At 68.8% G+C, this 16,278-nt stretch carries 14 protein-coding genes and 1 riboswitch; of the genes, 3 read left to right on the plus strand and 11 right to left on the minus strand.

Translation table 11 applies throughout. The annotated features are described in order from the left end of the window. Positions 1–57: 57 nt before the first annotated feature. The 9 genes from JR064_RS09610 to JR064_RS09650 all read right to left on the minus strand — a co-directional run bounded on the left by JR064_RS09610 (position 58) and on the right by JR064_RS09650 (position 10,503). On the minus strand, positions 58–489 hold the full coding sequence (locus JR064_RS09610; protein ID WP_191826067.1) for a GFA family protein: 432 nt from the start codon (positions 487–489) through the stop codon (positions 58–60). Continuing rightward, a complete protein-coding gene (gene xth, locus JR064_RS09615) occupies positions 486–1,265 on the minus strand; it encodes an exodeoxyribonuclease III (protein WP_206229577.1) in 780 nt (259 codons plus the stop codon). Before xth ends, JR064_RS09610 begins: the two co-directional genes overlap by 4 nt. Positions 1,266–1,353: 88 nt before the next feature. Next, entirely contained in the window at positions 1,354–2,064 is a 711-nt protein-coding gene (locus JR064_RS09620) for a hypothetical protein (protein ID WP_206229578.1), read from the minus strand. Between the two features lie 168 nt (positions 2,065–2,232). Continuing rightward, positions 2,233–3,108, minus strand: a complete 876-nt coding sequence (locus JR064_RS09625; RefSeq protein WP_206229579.1) for a peptidylprolyl isomerase — start codon at positions 3,106–3,108, stop codon at positions 2,233–2,235. A 92-nt stretch (positions 3,109–3,200) separates the two neighbouring features. After that, complete coding sequence (locus JR064_RS09630) at positions 3,201–4,214, minus strand: glycerophosphodiester phosphodiesterase family protein (RefSeq protein ID WP_206229593.1); 1,014 nt, start codon at positions 4,212–4,214, stop codon at positions 3,201–3,203. A gap of 444 nt (positions 4,215–4,658) precedes the next feature. After that, entirely contained in the window at positions 4,659–6,095 is a 1,437-nt protein-coding gene (locus JR064_RS09635; RefSeq protein ID WP_206229580.1) for a coniferyl aldehyde dehydrogenase, read from the minus strand. Positions 6,096–6,476: 381 nt separating this feature from the next. Then, on the minus strand, positions 6,477–7,157 hold the full coding sequence (yjjG, locus tag JR064_RS09640) for a pyrimidine 5'-nucleotidase (RefSeq protein WP_206229581.1): 681 nt from the start codon (positions 7,155–7,157) through the stop codon (positions 6,477–6,479). Between the two features lie 148 nt (positions 7,158–7,305). Next, the gene (locus JR064_RS09645) at positions 7,306–8,964 is read right to left on the minus strand and encodes an MFS transporter (RefSeq protein WP_206229582.1); all 1,659 of its coding nucleotides are present in this window, start codon (positions 8,962–8,964) and stop codon (positions 7,306–7,308) included. A gap of 132 nt (positions 8,965–9,096) precedes the next feature. Further along, positions 9,097–10,503 (minus strand): DcaP family trimeric outer membrane transporter, encoded by a 1,407-nt coding sequence (locus JR064_RS09650; RefSeq protein ID WP_179570025.1) that lies wholly within the window; start codon positions 10,501–10,503, stop codon positions 9,097–9,099. A 216-nt stretch (positions 10,504–10,719) separates the two neighbouring features. Between JR064_RS09650 and acs the strand changes: the two genes are divergently transcribed. The 3 genes from acs (at position 10,720) to JR064_RS09665 (ending at position 14,662) form a co-directional block, all read left to right on the plus strand. Further along, the gene (gene acs / locus JR064_RS09655) at positions 10,720–12,663 is read left to right on the plus strand and encodes an acetate--CoA ligase (protein ID WP_206229583.1); all 1,944 of its coding nucleotides are present in this window, start codon (positions 10,720–10,722) and stop codon (positions 12,661–12,663) included. Positions 12,664–12,802: 139 nt separating this feature from the next. Beyond that, positions 12,803–13,468 (plus strand): response regulator transcription factor, encoded by a 666-nt coding sequence (locus JR064_RS09660; protein ID WP_179570029.1) that lies wholly within the window; start codon positions 12,803–12,805, stop codon positions 13,466–13,468. 444 nt (positions 13,469–13,912) lie between these two features. Next, a riboswitch (yybP-ykoY riboswitch) is annotated at positions 13,913–14,080 on the plus strand. 6 nt (positions 14,081–14,086) lie between these two features. Next, the gene (locus JR064_RS09665) at positions 14,087–14,662 is read left to right on the plus strand and encodes a manganese efflux pump MntP (protein WP_191826076.1); all 576 of its coding nucleotides are present in this window, start codon (positions 14,087–14,089) and stop codon (positions 14,660–14,662) included. A 26-nt stretch (positions 14,663–14,688) separates the two neighbouring features. On the opposite strand, the gene JR064_RS09670 is transcribed toward JR064_RS09665, so the two are convergent. Both JR064_RS09670 and JR064_RS09675 read right to left on the minus strand, forming a co-directional pair. After that, on the minus strand, positions 14,689–15,282 hold the full coding sequence (locus JR064_RS09670) for a 2OG-Fe(II) oxygenase (protein WP_206229584.1): 594 nt from the start codon (positions 15,280–15,282) through the stop codon (positions 14,689–14,691). Between the two features lie 252 nt (positions 15,283–15,534). Next, a complete protein-coding gene (locus JR064_RS09675; RefSeq protein WP_206229585.1) occupies positions 15,535–16,014 on the minus strand; it encodes a hypothetical protein in 480 nt (159 codons plus the stop codon). Between the last annotated feature and the right edge of the window lie 264 nt (positions 16,015–16,278).

A 16,278-nucleotide genomic window follows, 5' to 3' on the forward strand; every position in this document is an offset into this window, starting at 1 on the left:
CCCCCGCAGGTGTGTGCAAACGCCCGGTCCGCCGGGCGTTTGCTTTTGCGGCGCCGCTCACCGGGCGACGCGGTCGGCGGGATGATGCACGCCGTCGCTGACCGGCACCGCGATGGCCAGCGCATACGGATCCACGCCGTCCAGGCAGCCGACGTTGTAGCCGTATTCGCTGGGATCGGAGCGGCGCTGATGATGCGTGTAGATCCCGCACACGCCGCAGAAATAATGTTGCGCGGTATGGGTGTTGAAGCGGTACAGGCGCAGCGCGTCGGCCCCCTCGCGCACGTGCAGCGCGGCCAGCGGCACCGAGGCGACGATCGCGCCGCGGCGGCGGCACAGCGAACAGTTGCAGCGGCGCGGATCGACGATGCCGTGCGGCAGTTCCAGGTCGATCTGCACCGCGCCGCAGTGGCAGCTGAGCCGGTGCAGCGGCGCGATCGCGGTGTCGCCGACCTTGTCGATCCAGCGGCGCGGATGACGTTCGTTCACGCGCCGCCCTCCCCCAGTTCGATCCAGGCCGGCGCGTGGTCGCTGGGGCGGTCCCAGGTCCGCGGTTCGCGGTCGATGCCGGCCGCGCGCGTCTGCGCCTTCAGCGCGTCGGAGACCAGGGTCAGGTCGATGCGCAGGCCGAGGTCGCGGCGGAAGCCGGCCTGGCGGTAATCCCACCAGCTGAAGATGCCGCCGTCGTCGTGGTGCAGGCGGAAGCCGTCGTGCAGGCCCAGCGCCTGCAGCTTGTGCAGCGCGCCGCGCTCGGCGGTGGAGGTGAGGATGTGGTTGTCGCTCCACACGAGCGGATCGTGCACGTCGCGCGCGTCCGGGGCGATGTTGAAATCGCCCAGCACCACCATGCGCGGGTGGCGCTGCAGTTCGGCGGCGAGCCAGTCGTGCACCGCCTCGAGCCAGCGCAGCTTGTAGGCGTACTTGTCGGTGCCCACGTCCTGGCCGTTGACCACGTACAGGTTGACGATGCGCAGGTCGCCGACGGTGGCGGCGATGACCCGCTTCTGCTCGTCGTCCAGGCCGGGCACACCGATCTGCACGTCGCTGGCCGGCGTGCGCGACAGGATCGCCACGCCGTTGTAGGTCTTCTGCCCGGCGAACACGCTGCGGTAGCCGGCCGCGGCCAGCGCCGCGTCCGGGAACTTGTGGTCTTCCAGCTTGGTTTCCTGGATGCCGACCACGTCCGGCGCGAACGCCTCCAGCCACTGTTGCAGGTGCGGCAGGCGCACGTTGAGCGAGTTGACGTTCCAGGAGGCGATCTTCAAGGGGAGAATCCATGTCGGGGCAGCCGGCCGGTATTCTGACCGCTGCCCGCCGCGACGGCCAATCCGGCGCGGCCGCGGCGGCGTCCGCTCAGCGGCGCGCGCAGCACTGCGCGTACAGGTCCGGGGCCAGGGCCAGCGCCTGCTGCCGCTGCGCCGGGTCCAGCGCGTCGAGCAGTTCCTCGCCGCCCAGCAGCCGTTCCGACGGTGGGAACGGCTGTCCCGGCGCCTGCCGCGCCGCCAGCCGCCAAGCCGCCGCATAGGCCGGATCGGCGATGGCCGGGATCGGCGACTCCAACACCTGCGCCAGTTCCTCGATCGAGGGCCGGTCGCCGCGCAGCGCCAGCGTTTCCAGCTCGGCGACGACGGCCTCGGCCTCGCGCACGTCGGCCGCCGACAGCGCAATCCGTTCGCCGGGCCGCTGGCCGGCGCCGGCGCGGTCGAGCAGGCTGCGGATGCGCCGCGCCAGCAAGCTGCGCTGCGCATCCGCGTCGCCCTGCGCGGCGGCGCTGCGCAGGATCGTGTCGATCTGCGCGTACTGCGCACGGCCGATGCCGGCGCAGGCGTCGCGGCGCTGGCGTTCGGCGTCGCGTTGCGCCGCGGCCGCCGCGCGGTCCATCTCGTCGATCCCGGGCGGCAACACCGCGCTGGGCGGCGGCGCCTGCGCGCGCTGCCGGCACGCGTCGTACTGCATGGCGATGGCGTACATGCGCTGCGCGTCCACGCCCGCGGTCCAGGCCGAAGGCGGCGTGGCCGTTGCCGCGACGGCGGCCCGCGGCGCCTCCGGCAGCGCTCGCGTCATCGCAGCTTCCGTGCGCGACCGCGCGGCGCCGGTGCTTGCGGCCGGCGCCTGCGGCCGCAGCAGCGCGATCGCCAGTGCCGCGCACGACAACGCCGCTGCGGCAACCAGCGGGCGACCACGCAACCCAGCTGTCGACGGAGGCGTGCGTGCGCGCGTGTCCATGCCGGCTCAGTGGGCCGTGGCGGCATACGCCGCACGGTCGAAGCTCAGCGGATGGGCCTGGCGCAATTGCTGCAGCGCCTGCGCCGCCGCCTGTTCACGCAGCTGCACCTCGATCTGCCCGCGCACCGCATCGAAGCGCGCCTCGGTCTTGGCGTCCAGCCGGATCAGGTGATAGCCGTCGGGGCCACGCACCGGCGCCGATACCTGGTTCACCGCCAGCCGCTGCACCGGGGCGACGAACGGGTCGGCCAGGTAGCGGCCGAACGTCGATGAAAGCCGGCCGCCGTCCATCGCGGTACTGCCGTCGTCGGACTCGCGCGCCGCCAGCGCGGCGAAGTCGGTGCCGGCGTCGAGTTGCCGCCTGAGCGCGTCGGCCCGCTGCAGCGCCTGCGCCTCGGACAGGTCGTGACCGCGGCGCGCGTCGGATTGCGGATGCAAGGCCACGAAGATGTGGCTCAGCTGGTATTCGTCGTAGTCGCCGGGATGGGCCTCGAACTGTTGCTGCAGCTGCGCCGCGTCGATGCGTGCGCTGCTGGCCAGCGCGGCCATCGCCGATTCGGCCAGGATCGCGTCGGCGGCCTGGCGCAGGCGCGCGGCGACCACCGGATCGCGTTCGAGATGGTGCTGCCTGGCCTGCTCGAGCAGGATCACGCGGTCGGCGAACCGGCGCACGGCCTGCGGATCGTCGATGCCGGCAGTGGTCGGCGCGCCGTTGCCGGCCAGCGCACGGTATTCGCTGGCGGTGAAGCGCGAGGCACCGACACGCAGCACCACCGGATCGGCGCCGGGGCGATCGGCAGCGGCGGCGGACGCGGCAGCAAGATGACAGGCCGCAAGCAGGCAGGCGACGGCGGCGCCGCGCTTGGCGAGGGAAAGGGACATGGTCGGTTCCTGGAATGGCGTAGCGGACGGCGCGGGCGCGCCGTCTTCGGAAACGGCCGGCCCGTCCGGGCCGGCCGGTCGAACACAACGGCTCAGTCGTGCTTGCCGCGTGCGCGCAGGTAGGCCATCGCGGTCTTCGGATCGTCGGTGGTGATCAGGTCGAAGGCTTGCTGGTTGACGATGTAGTTGAGGTCGCCACGGTTGTCCGCGGTATCGCGGCCGCCGGAGTAGGAGAAATACAGGTCCGACAGGCGATAGCAGCAGGCGCCGGTATTGTTGTAGAACTGCCCGCCGCCGGGACCGTCGGGGATCGCCTGGAACACGCCGACCCGGACCCCGGACTCGCGCACGGCGTCTGCATCCTTCTGCAGCAGGCCGCCGAGCTGCTTGACGTTGACCTCCATCGACTTGCGCTCGGTGATCCAGGCTAGGATCGAATTGGCGACGTCGATCTTGGTCAGCATGTTGGTGGTGAACACCGGGATGCCGATCATGCCGTTGCCGTCAGCGCGGTACGCGGCGCGGGTCGGATACAGCGTCGCGTTGACCTTGGCGGCGACGTAGTTGCCTTCGGCGACCGAGAATGCGGCGTCGGCGGCGCGGTTCACCGCGCGCACCGAGGCGGCGTCCTTGATGTCGAACACCATCGGCGTCTTCAGGTTGTGCTGCTTGTAGTAGGCGAACAGCTCGTCCACGCGCGGCACGTGGTAGCCGGTGGTGGTGCGGCGGTCGGGCGTGAGCAGGAACAGCTTGCTCACCGTGGACCACGGCACCGTGCTCACCGCCGGGTTGGTGCCGGTGTTGTTGGCCGGGTTGTACTCGGTGCCGCCGCGGAACGCGGTCCACACGTTCGTGGTGCGGCCCAGGTTGTAGTCGTGCAGGACCACCGGCACGCCGTCGCTGGTCATCTTGATGTCCAGTTCGACGCCGTCCATGCATTGGTCGTTGGCGGTCTGCAGCGCGCCGCGCGAATTCTCCGGCATGTCGCCGATGCCCGAATACTTGCCCCACAGGCCGCGGTGCGCCAGCACGACGCTGTTGCCGCCGCCGTCCTTGAACATGATGTGGCTCATCTTGGTTTCGACGCTGTCGCTGCAGGACGCCAGCGCCAGTTGCGGCGCGGCGGCCAGGGTGGCCAGCGCCGCCAGTACGCGGCAGGCGCGCGCCAGCGGATGTTGCACGAGGTTGGTGTTCATCAGTCTCTGTCCCAGTTGGAAAGAAGTGGCGCCAAGGGTGGACGAGCGCCTGCAGGTCGACGCTGCGGCGGACTCGCTTGCTGCGCGCTCCGAACGCGGCAATGGGCCGCGCAGAGGCCGAAGCCGACCGTGATCGGCGGTGGCGTCGGGGGCAGAATCTAATTACTAACTATGAATTAATTATTGCCGGCGCACGACGACGCCACGGCAGCCCGCTGCGCTTGGCGCTTGCCGCCGCCGTTGTCTACGGCGGGCGGCCTCGCGCACGCGCCTGCGCCACGGCGCGCGCGTCGCGGTGTGCGTCCAGGGTTCGAAGCGGCCGTGGCCGCCGCAGGCGCGTCCTGGCCTGGTCGATCAGCGCAGCAGCAGATCGACCAGCCGCGCGATTCGGGCGTACGGCGGCTTGAGCCAGTCGCTGGCCGCCCGGCGCGACTGCCACAGGATCGGCAGCGCCTTGCTGAAGGCATCGAAGCCGGCGCGGCCGTGGTAGGCGCCCATGCCGCTGGGGCCGATGCCGCCGAACGGCAAGGCGTTGGCGGCGAAGTGCAGCAGGCTGTCGTTGACGGTGACGCCGCCGGCGACGGTGGCGTGCAGGATCGCCTCCACCTGCGCACGGTCGTGGCTGAAGGGATACAGCGCCAGCGGCCGGTCGCGGCCGTTGACCAGCGCGATCGCCTCGTCCAGCGTGCGGTAGCTGCGCAGCGGCAGGATCGGGCCGAAGATCTCTTCCTGCATCAGCAGCGCATCGTCGCCGGGCTGCAGCACCACGGTCGGCACGATCAGGCGCTCGCGCTCGGCGCGCTCGGGTTCGATGCTGGCCAGTTCCACGACTTCCAGGCCGCGCGCGCGCGCGTCGTCCAGGTAGCCGCGCAGTCGCCGGTACTGGCCCTCGTTGACGATGCGGGTGTAGTCGTCGGCCGCGGCGAAGTCGCCGTAGCGCGCCAGCACCTGCGCGCGCAGCGCCTGTACCAGCGCCGCGCTGCGGCCGGCATCGATCAGCACGTAGTCCGGGGCGATGCAGGTCTGCCCGGCGTTGAACCATTTGCCGGTGGCCAGGCGCGAGGCGGCCTGCTCAAGCGGGTAGTCGGCGCAGACGATGGCCGGCGATTTGCCGCCCAGTTCCAGGGTCAGCGGGGTCAGGTTCGGCGCGGCGGCCGCCATCACCTTGCGCCCGACCGCGGTGGAGCCGGTGAACACCAGATGGTCCAGCGGCAGCGCGGCGAAGGCGCCGGCCACCTCGGCCGCGCCCAGCGCCACCGCCACCCGTTGCGGCGGGAACACCTCGGCCAGCAGCGACTGCAGGAACTGTGCGGTGCGCGGGGTGTGCTCGGACGGCTTCAGGTAGACGTGGTTGCCGGCGGCGATCGCGGTGGCCAGCGGGATCAGCGCCAGGTTGACCGGGTAGTTCCATGGCGCGATCACCCCGACCACGCCGACCGGCACCGGCCGCACTTCGGCGCGCGCCGGCCACAGCCGCCAACCGGCGCCGACGCGCTGCGGCCGCATCCAGCGCTTGAGGTGGCGCAGCAGGTGATCGATTTCGCCGAGCACGGTCATGCCGTCGGCGAGCAGCGATTCGTGGCGCGAGCGATGGCCGAAATCGGCGGCGATGGCATCGGCCATCTCCGGCAGGCGCCGCTTCAGCGCCGCGCGCAGCCGCTGCAGGTCGTCTCGGCGTTGCGCCCGGTCGGGCTTGGCCGCCTGCCAGGCCGCGCGCAGCCGCTGCAGGGTGACCGGCAGGTCGGCAAGCGGCGTGTCGGTGGCGCTCGAAGTGGGGTCGGAAATGGACATGCGCGCACTATACGATGCGGCACCTGGCTCCGATGCGGGCGATGCAGGACAGGCGGTGGCGTGGCGTCGGCCGGCCATGGTAGCGGCCATGCCGGAGCGCGCTTGGCGGGTGACCGAGGGTTTGCCGCGTCGCGACTGAAGTCGCTCCCACAACGGGCCGACCGGTGCGCCGCCGCCGTGCAGACGGGGCCTTGCCCCGACGGCGTCGGATGCCTGCCATCGACCATCCTGCAAGCGTTTCGATTCCTCCCTCAGCACGCATAGCCTGCGCCGACCGGTGTGTCGCGGCTGAAGCCGCTCCTACAGGGTGCGCGGCGGCGAAGGGGCGCGGCGGCGTGCAGAGTGCGCGTCAGCGAGGGCGCGCGGCGGCGCGACGGGCGGTCATGTCGCTTCGAGCAGCAAATCCTGCAGCTGCGCCAGCGTCGCCACTTCGTAATGCGGCACGATGCCCTCGGGCGCCGGCAGGCCGTGCGCGTTGATCCAGCAGGTGTGCAGTCCCGCGGCCAGGCCGCCGGCGATGTCGGCGTGCGGGTTGTCGCCGACCATCAGCACCTGCGCGCGCGGCGGATCGCCCAACTGCGCCAGCGCGTGCGCAAAGATGCCCGGGTGCGGCTTGGCCACGCCGATCTGCTCGGAAATGGCGACGACCTCGAACCGGTCGTGCAGGCCGGTGCGCAGCAGCCGCGCCTGCTGCAGCGCGGTGAAGCCGTTGGTGACCAGCCCCAGCCGCGCGCGCCCGCGCAGCGCGTCGAGCAGCGCCACCGCGCCGTCCAGCGGCGCGCACAGTTCGGCCATCGCCGCCAGGAACGCATCGTTCAAGGTCTCCGGCGCGGTCTGCAGGCGCTGCGCCCAGCCCGCGAAGCGGCGCTGCTGCAGCTGCAGCGCGGTGATCGCGCCGTTCTGGTACTCCACCCACAACGGCCGGTTGAGCGCGGTGTAGTCGGCGTAGTCCTGCTCGGCGAAGGCCACGCCGTAGCCGGCGAACATGCGCTGCAGGCCGGCATAGGCATCGAAGCGGAACAGCGTGTCGTCGGCGTCGAACAGGATCCAGCGGTAGCGCATGCGGCGGTCTGCCTGTGTGTCCAGCGCGCATGGTAATCGCCTGCCGCCGCCGTCGGTTCCAGCGCCGCTGGCATGCCGCGCAAACGACGACGCCGGCACTAGGCCGGCGTCGCAGTGCCGGACGCATCCAGCGCAAGGGCGAGTGCGCTTACTTGGTGATGTCCACGTTGCGGGTTTCGCGCAGGAACAGCGTGCCCAGCACCAGCGTCATCAACGCGACGCCGATGGGATACCACAGGCCGTAGTAGATGTTGCCGGTACCGGCCACCAGGGCGAAGGAGATCGCCGGCAGGAAGCCGCCGAACCAGCCGTTGCCGATGTGATACGGCAGCGACATCGAGGTGTAGCGGATGCGGGTCGGGAACAACTCGACCAGGAACGCGGCGATCGGGCCGTAGACCATGGTCACGTACAGCACCAGCACCCACAGCAGCAGGATCGTCATCGGGATGTTGATGCGCGCGGTATCGGCCTTCTCCGGATAGCCGGCCGCGGTCAGCGCGCCCTTGAGCTCCTTGCCGAAGGCATCGGCCTTGGGCTTGGCGTCGGCCTTGCTCAGGCCGGCCGCCTCGTAGGACGCGACCTGGCTACCGCCGATGCGCACCTGCGCCAGCGAACCCGGCGCGGCCGGCTGCACTTCGTACGGCACGCCGGCCTTGGTCAACGCGGCGGTGGCCACGTCGCAGGAGCTGGTGAACTTGCGCACGCCCACCGGATCGAACTGGAAGCTGCAGGTGGCCGGATCGGCCAGCACCTGCGCCGGCGACTTGCTGCGCGCCTCCTCCACCGCCGGGTTGGCGAAGTGGGTGATGCCCTTGAACAGCGGCATGTAGGTCACCGCCGCCAGCAGGCAGCCGAGCATGATGATCTTCTTGCGCCCGATCTTGTCCGACAGCCAGCCGAAGAACAGGAAGAACGGGGTGGCCAGCGCCAGCGCCGCGGCGATCAGCAGGTAGGACACGGTCGGATCGACCTTGAGCGTGCTCTGCAGGAAGAACAGCGCGTAGAACTGGCCGCCGTACCAGACCACGGCCTGGCCGGCGGTGGCGCCGAGCAGCACGATCAGCATCAGCTTGAAGTTGCCGTCCTTGAGGCTGTCGCGGAACGGTTGCTTGGAACCCTTGCCCTCGGCCTTCATCTGCTGGAACAGCGGCGATTCGCTCAGCTGCAGGCGGATCCACACCGACACGCCGAGCAGGATGATCGAGCCCAGGAACGGGATGCGCCAGCCCCAGGCCTCGAACGCCTCGGTGCCCAGGGTCAGGCGGCACACCAGGATCACCAGCAGCGACAGGAACAGGCCCAGCGTGGCGGTGGTCTGGATGAAGCTGGTGTACAGGCCGCGCTTGCCCGGCGGCGCGTGTTCGGCGACGTAGGTCGCCGCGCCGCCGTATTCGCCGCCCATCGCCAGGCCCTGGGCCAGCCGCAGCACGATCAGGATCACCGGCGCGGCCACGCCGATGCTGGCGTAGTTGGGCAGCACGCCGACCAGGAAGGTGGAGATGCCCATGATCAGGATGGTGACCAGGAACGTGTACTTGCGGCCGATGCGGTCGCCCAGGCTGCCGAAGAACGCGGCGCCGAACGGGCGCACGAAGAAGCCGGCGGCGAAGGCCAGCAGCGCGAAGATCATGCCGGTGGTCTCGTTGACCCCGCTGAAGAACTGCTTGGCGATGATCGCGGCGAGCGAGCCGTACAGGTAGAAGTCGTACCACTCGAAGACGGTGCCAAGGCTGGAGGCGAAGATGACCTTCTTGTGGCCCTTGGTCAGGGGCTGACCCGACGGGTTGATGGCGGTGCTGGACATAGGAAGCTTCCCCTCCGAAGCGGGTGGTGTGGCGGTGGCGGTCAGGATGGTCGGGTGGCGCGGTCCGTCGCGGGTGCTTGGCGAGTCCGCGGCAGCGCGGCGCGCCCTCCCGGGCGCCGCGCCGCCGCAGCCTCAGAAGCTGTACTTGGTGGTGAACTGCAGGCGGGTGATGTCGCCCTTGGCGCCGCTTTCGATCTCGCGCTTGCCGTACATCAGCTCGGCGCCGACATCGACCTTGGGCATCGGCGTGTAGAAGATGTTGCCGCGGATGCTCTGCACGCTCTTGGTCACGCCCAGCCCGGTCAGCGCGGTGTCGTTGTCGTAGTCGCTGCGCGCGTAGATCAGGTTGGTGCGCAACTTCGGCGAGAACGCGTGGCGCCAGCCGATGTAGCCGGCGACCACGCCGACCGTGTCCAGGTCGCGGTCGGCCGCGTCGTAGACCGCGTTCTGGGCGATGCCCAGGCCGACGTAGCGGCCGATGCCTTCGCCGCCGCTGAGCTGGTAGAACAGGCTGTCGCTGTCTCCCGCCACCCACTTGCCGCCCAGGGTCAGCCCGCCGGAGACCTTGCTGGCGTCGGCGCCGGTGGCGCGGTTGTCCACCTTCTGCTGGCCGAGCAGGCCGCCGATGCCGAAGCTGCCCCAGTCGCCCTTCCAGCCGTAGCGCACGGTCAGGTCCGGCAGCGCGCCGCGGTCGGAGCTGGCGCTGGTGATCACGCCGGTCGCGCTGCGGTTGTAGATGGTGGTTTCCGGGTTCTCCAAGGCGACGCTGAAGCCACCGTTGGTGTAGCGCACCTGCGCCTGGCGCACGAAGATCACGCCGTCGGTGGGACCGATGAAGTCTGCCGCTTCCGGCAGCGCCGCCGGGTCCATGAAGTTCGACCAGGTCTGGCCGGCCAGCCAGTGGTTCCAGTACATGTAGGCGTGGCGCAGGGTGGCGCCGTAGGTGTTGGTGGCGGTCTGGGTACCCAGCGAATTGCCGAAGAAATCCAGCTCCACCAGCGCACCGGCCTTGTTGCCGGCGTCGGTGACGCTGTCCACGCCGAAGTTGATCCGCGAGAACTTGGCGTGCGCGTTGTAGTCGGTACCGGACTTGCCGCCGCCGACCGGCGTCTGCCCGGGCAGGTACAGCGCGCGGCCGGTGGCATCGTCGGCGAGCTGGCCGTCGCCGGTGCGGGTGGCCAGGAAATCGGCCTTGATGAAGCCGCCGACCTTGAACGTGGTGCCGGGTGCGGCGCCGGGGGTGATCGTGGTCACCTGGATCGGCGCCTTGCCGGCCGGCACCGCCGGTGGCGCGACCTGGCTCGACTTCACGGCGGCGACCTCGCTCTGCGCCTGCGCGATCTGGCCCTGCTGCTGTTGCTGCGAGGACAGCAGCAGCTGGACCTGGCGCTCCAGTTCGGCCACGCGGGCTTCCAGCGCCTGTTCGCGCGCCGACGGGGTCTTGCCGCTCTGGGCGAAGGCCGCGCCCGGGGCGATCAGCGCGACGAACAGCGCGGCGGCCAACGGGCGCCGTGCCAAGGATGCGATGCGGTTGCTCATTACTCCCTCCCGAATAATGGATGTCCGCCGCGCGCAGGCACGGCTGGGTGCACAGTGCGCGCCGCGGCCGGTCGCGCCTATTGGCCATTAGTCGAACGGGGGCTGGGTTTACGACCATCGTCTAAAGCCCGGCGCGTGCGCGCTTAACGGTGAATGCGGCAAACTGCGCCATGACGCGCCGCCGCATGCGGCGCCCCGTTCATTGCAGAGGGCACCATGGCTGATATCTACCCCGTCGATCCGCAGTTCGCCGCCCGGGCACGGGTCGACAAGACCCAGTACCAGACCCTGTACCGGCAATCGGTGGAACAGCCGGAGGCGTTCTGGGGCCAGGCCGCCGAGCGCCTGGACTGGTTCAAGAAGCCGACCCGGATCAAGGACGTGAACTTCGCCCTGGACGATTTCCATATCCGCTGGTTCGACGACGGCGAGCTCAACGCCAGCGTCAACTGCCTGGACCGGCAGCTGGCCACCCGCGGCGACAAGACCGCGCTGCTGTTCGAGCCGGACAGCGCGGACGCGCCGTCCTACCCCGTCAGCTACCGCGAGCTGTACGAACGCGTCTGCCGCCTGGGCAATGCGCTGCGCGCGCTCGGGGTCAAGAAGGGCGACCGCGTCACCATCTACCTGCCGATGATTCCCGATGCGGCGGTGGCGATGCTGGCCTGCGCGCGCATCGGCGCGATCCACTCGGTGGTGTTCGGCGGTTTCGCGCCCAACTCGATCGCCGACCGGGTGATCGACTGCGGCAGCAAGCTGATCATCACCGCCGACGAGGGCCTGCGCGGCGGCAAGAAGATCCCGCTCAAGGCCAACGTCGATGCGGCGCTGAAGCTGCCCGGCACCACCACCGTGGAAACCGTGCTGGTGGTGCGCCACACCGGCGGCGCGGTGGACATGCAGGCCCCGCGCGACCGCTGGTTCCACGACGTGGTCGACAGCCAGCCGGCCGAGTGCGAACCCGAGCGCATGAACGCCGAGGATCCGCTGTTCATCCTCTACACCTCCGGCTCCACCGGCAAGCCCAAGGGCGTGCTGCACACCACCGCCGGCTACCTGCTGTACGCGGCCTACACCCACGAGACCGTGTTCGACCTGCGCGAGGACGACATCTACTGGTGCACCGCCGACGTCGGCTGGGTCACCGGCCACAGCTACATCGTCTACGGACCGCTGGCCAACGGCGCCACCGCGCTGATGTTCGAAGGCGTGCCCAACTACCCGAACGTGTCGCGCTTCTGGGACGTCATCGACAAGCACAAGGTCACGATCTTCTACACCGCACCGACCGCGATCCGCGCGCTGATGCGCGAGGGCGAGGCGCCGGTCAAGCGCACCTCGCGCGCGTCGCTGCGCCTGCTCGGCAGCGTCGGCGAGCCGATCAATCCCGAGGCCTGGCGCTGGTACTACGATGTGGTCGGCGACGGCCGCTGCCCGATCGTGGACACCTGGTGGCAGACCGAGACCGGCGGCATCCTGATCACCCCGCTGGCCGGCGCGATCGACCTCAAGCCCGGCTCGGCGACGCTGCCGTTCTTCGGCGTGCAGCCGGCCCTGGTCAACGCCGACGGCGAACTTCTGGAAGGCGCCACCGAAGGCAACCTGGTGTTGCGCGACTCGTGGCCGGGGCAGATGCGCACCGTCTACGGCGACCACCAGCGCTTCATCGACACCTATTTCCGCACCTACCCGGGCAGCTACTTCACCGGCGACGGTTGCCGCCGCGACGAAGACGGCTACTACTGGATCACCGGCCGCGTGGACGACGTCATCAACGTCTCCGGCCACCGCATCGGCACCGCCGAGGTGGAGAGCGCGCTGGTCTCGCATCCGAAGGTGGCCGAGGCCGCGGTGGTCGGCTTCCCGCACGACATCAAGGGCCAGGGCATCTACGCCTACGTGACCCTGGTGGCGGACGAGCAGCCGAGCGACGCCCTGCACAAGGAACTGGTGGCCTGGGTCCGCAAGGAGATCGGCCCGATCGCCGCGCCCGACCATCTGCAATGGGCGCCGGGCCTGCCCAAGACCCGCTCGGGCAAGATCATGCGCCGCATCCTGCGCAAGATCGCCGAGAACGCGCCCGACCAGCTCGGCGATACCTCGACCCTGGCCGATCCGTCGGTGGTCGATTCGCTTGTTAACGAACGACTGACGCGCTGATGCGCGCCAGCCGGGATTCGGGAGTCGGGATTGGGGATTCGCCAAAGCGATCCCCTGCCCACGTCCAATCTCACTGACGCAGCCACACCCCGCTGTTGCTGTTGCGAATCCCCAATCCCGACTCCCGAATCCCCGCCCCATGCCCACCCTGCTGATCGCCGACGACCACCCCCTGTTCCGCGAGGCGCTGCGCGGGGCGGTGCAGCGGGTGATGCCGGGGGTGCAGCTGTACGAGGCCGACAGCGTCGAGGCGTTGTACGCGCTGGCCGACCATCACGCCGATGCCGACCTGTTGCTGATGGATCTCAACATGCCCGGCGCGCAGGGGTTCAGCGCGCTGGTGCACATGCGCGCGCTGCATCCGCAGTTGCCGGTGGTGGTGGTGTCCGCGCGCGAGGAACCGACGGTGATGCGCCGCGCGCTGGACCACGGCGCGTTCGGCTTCATTCCCAAGTCGGCCGATTCGGACACCATCGGCCTGGCCCTGAGCACGGTGCTGGACGGCGAGCGCTGGGCACCGCCGGAGGCGCACAACCTGCCGCCCACCGACCGCGCCGAGCGCGAGGTCGGCCAGCGCCTGCGCGAACTGACCCCGCAGCAGTTCCGCGTGCTGCAGATGCTCGGCGCCGGCCGCCTCAACAAGCAGATCGCCTACGACCTGGGCGTGTCCGAAGCCACCATCAAGGCCCACGTCACCGCGATCCTGCGCAAGCTCGGCGTCACCAACCGCACCCAGGCGGTGCTGATGGCCGGCAAGCTGGCCATCGACAGCGACGCCATCGTGCTGCCGCTGGAAGAGGACTGAGCGCACTGGGTTCTGGCGGATGCGTGCGCCAAGGTTCACCGCGGCGTGGCGTGGCTTGGTCGCTGCGCGCGAGTCCGGTGCGGCTGCACTTGCAGGCGGGGTTTCCATATCGCGGCACTCGCAGCGCACTCCACGGGCTGTAGCGGCCCTGGAGGTTTTCGGTCGCGGCTGAAGCCGCTCCTACAGGGGATGGCATCGGACCTCGACGTAGCCCTGCAGGAGCGGCTTCAGCCGCGACCGCTGTTCGCGCATCACAGGCCATCGCCTGCATACCCGGTGCTTCCTGCTGCGCACCGGATCGCTTCCCAGATCGCCTTCGGCGCACCGATGCCGTGGCGCCGTCGGCATTCCGCACATATAGCCGCTGCTAAGAAAAAAAGCTGCAGGTTCGCGTGCGTTCGAAGCGTATTCGTCGGCATTCGCCGCTGTTAGACTGCGCGTCCCTTGGGGAGTAGCCTGCTGTCCCGCGTATCCGGACAGCGCCCGCATCAACACACTCGGCCGTTGCGCCGTGGTGCGGGCAACCATCTCGGTTGGCGAGACCAGCGGCGAGCTTGCGTGGCGAAAGCCGGGCGCGCGCGCTCGTCGTTCGTCTTCTGCCCCGGCGTGGTCCCCCACATGTCGTTTCTTTCGATTCTGTTGCTCGGCATCGCCATGTCCACCGACGCCTTCGCCGCGGCGGTCGGCAAGGGCGCGGCCATGCGCAAACCGCTGTGGCGCGACGCACTGCGCGCCGGCCTGATCTTCGGCTGCATCGAGGCGCTGACCCCCGTGCTGGGCTGGGCGCTCGGCCAGGCCGCTTCCAAGTACGTGGTGTCGTTCGACCACTGGATCGCGTTCGGCCTGCTCGGCGCGCTCGGCGTGCACATGATCGTCGCCGGGCTCAAGCCCGAGGCGCCCGAGGTTGCCGCCGAAGCGCCCAAGCGCCACGGCTTCTGGAACCTGGCCGCGACCGGCCTGGCCACCAGCATCGACGCGATGGCGGTGGGCGTCGGCCTGGCCTTCCTCGACGTCAACATCGCCGAGGTCGCGGTGGTCATCGGCCTGTGCACGCTGACCATGGTGACCCTGGGCATCATGCTCGGCCGCGTGCTCGGCACCCTGGCCGGCAAGCGCGCGGAGATCGTCGGCGGCGCGCTGCTGATCGCGATCGGCAGCACCATCCTGTTCGAACACCTGCACGGCGCGGGCTGATCCGCGCACGCCCCGCCGCTGCCGGCTCAGCCCTGTGGCGGCGCCGGCTTGGCGGTGAATTCCAGGTAGGTGGAGAGGATGTACTTGTCGCCGCTGCGCGGCGGCAGGGCGGCGTGCATGTACATCCAGTACGGCGGGAACATCAGCAGGCGCCCGGCGCGCGGCGCGACCTCCAGGTCCAGGTCGACGAAGCGGGTCTGCCCGCCCTCGGCCACGTCGTTGAGATACCACAGCAGCACCAGGTAGCGGCCGGTCTCCTCGTCGCAGGCGTCGAAATGCGGCTGGAAGCGCTCGCCGGCGCTGGCGCGGTAGCGCTTGATCCGCAGGTCGGCCAGGCGCGGGCGCCACGGCACCGCTGCGGACAGGCCGAGATCGGCGTTGTAGCGCGCCAGCGCCGCGCGCACCTGTTCGATGAAGAATCCCTGGAAGGCCGGATCGGCCGCGCGGGTCACGTTGAGTTCGGTCCAGGCGCTGTCGTCCAGGCCGGCACGCGCACCGGCACCATTGTGGCGGTGCTGCGCCGACGCGTGTTCGAACTGCGCGACCAGCTGGCTGCAGAAGCCCGCATCCAGCGCGGCGTCGTAGACGCGGACATAGTGGCGAAGATCGGCGTGTTTCATGGATGCGGGCTCCGTTGCGGCGCGTTGCGTCGTCTGGTGCGGTTGGCTATGTCACCTGCAGGTTCGTCGATGCCCTCGGCCAGGTGCCCTGTGTTCGATCGGCTGCAAGTGCGAGTCCCGGGTATCTGTCGGCAGAATCACCATGCGCGATCGCTGCGATCAGGCTTGCGATGAATGTTTAAAGATGGAAAACAGAAATATAAAACATGCCACCCCCTAGCCGGAAGCGGCATGCAGATACATTAACCCCGCTCAATCATGCGGAAAAAACGCATTTATCGTTGTCACTTTCCCCGCGTCAGCAAAACTTTCAACAAAGCTGACCAAATCGCCCCTCATAGACGCCAGTGCTACAGCTCTTGCAGACAAGGCATCAACGTCATTGTCCCTGGTAAACCCCTCATCCACAAGATCGCTAAATGACTGCACTGGAAGATTTTTTATCTTGTAATAATGATCAACCAAGGCGTAACCGGCGGGATTCTGCGTGTATCTCTCGATCTGGATCTCGTTGCCAATTGCCACGGGGCCCCAGCCGTTACTGCTAGCTGCCGACGCGTAGGCGCTTAGCGCAATCTGAATATACCCCATGGTTGAGTCGTTATTTTTTGTCGCCTCACAACTGGCGCACTGAACGAATATATCATCTACCTTATCGGTTATAGCCCCCGCCTGCGAACTAAAAGATGCCGCCACCAAAATAATTCCGAGATACTTTTGCGAGATCTTCATTAGCCAACTCCTTGCCGTAGGTTTTTTAAATTCCAAACAACATGCCGGGCACTTAAACGACAAAATCACGTTATTATCAGAACTTAACACCAAATGCCCGGACATGAGACTACCGGCAGCATATTTTGCTCCTATCTCAAAAAATTCCATGGATTGGCAAAAATATAAAATATTTAGGAATTGTTTCATGAGAGCACCCATGAATTTCGCGAAGAAGTTTTACCTTGGCTCTCCGCAAATAAAAGGCGCGCCCCCGCGGGGGGC

The sequence above is a fragment of the Xanthomonas bonasiae genome, from assembly GCF_017163705.1.
In the GTDB taxonomy this organism is placed as follows: Bacteria; Pseudomonadota; Gammaproteobacteria; order Xanthomonadales; family Xanthomonadaceae; genus Xanthomonas_A; species Xanthomonas_A bonasiae.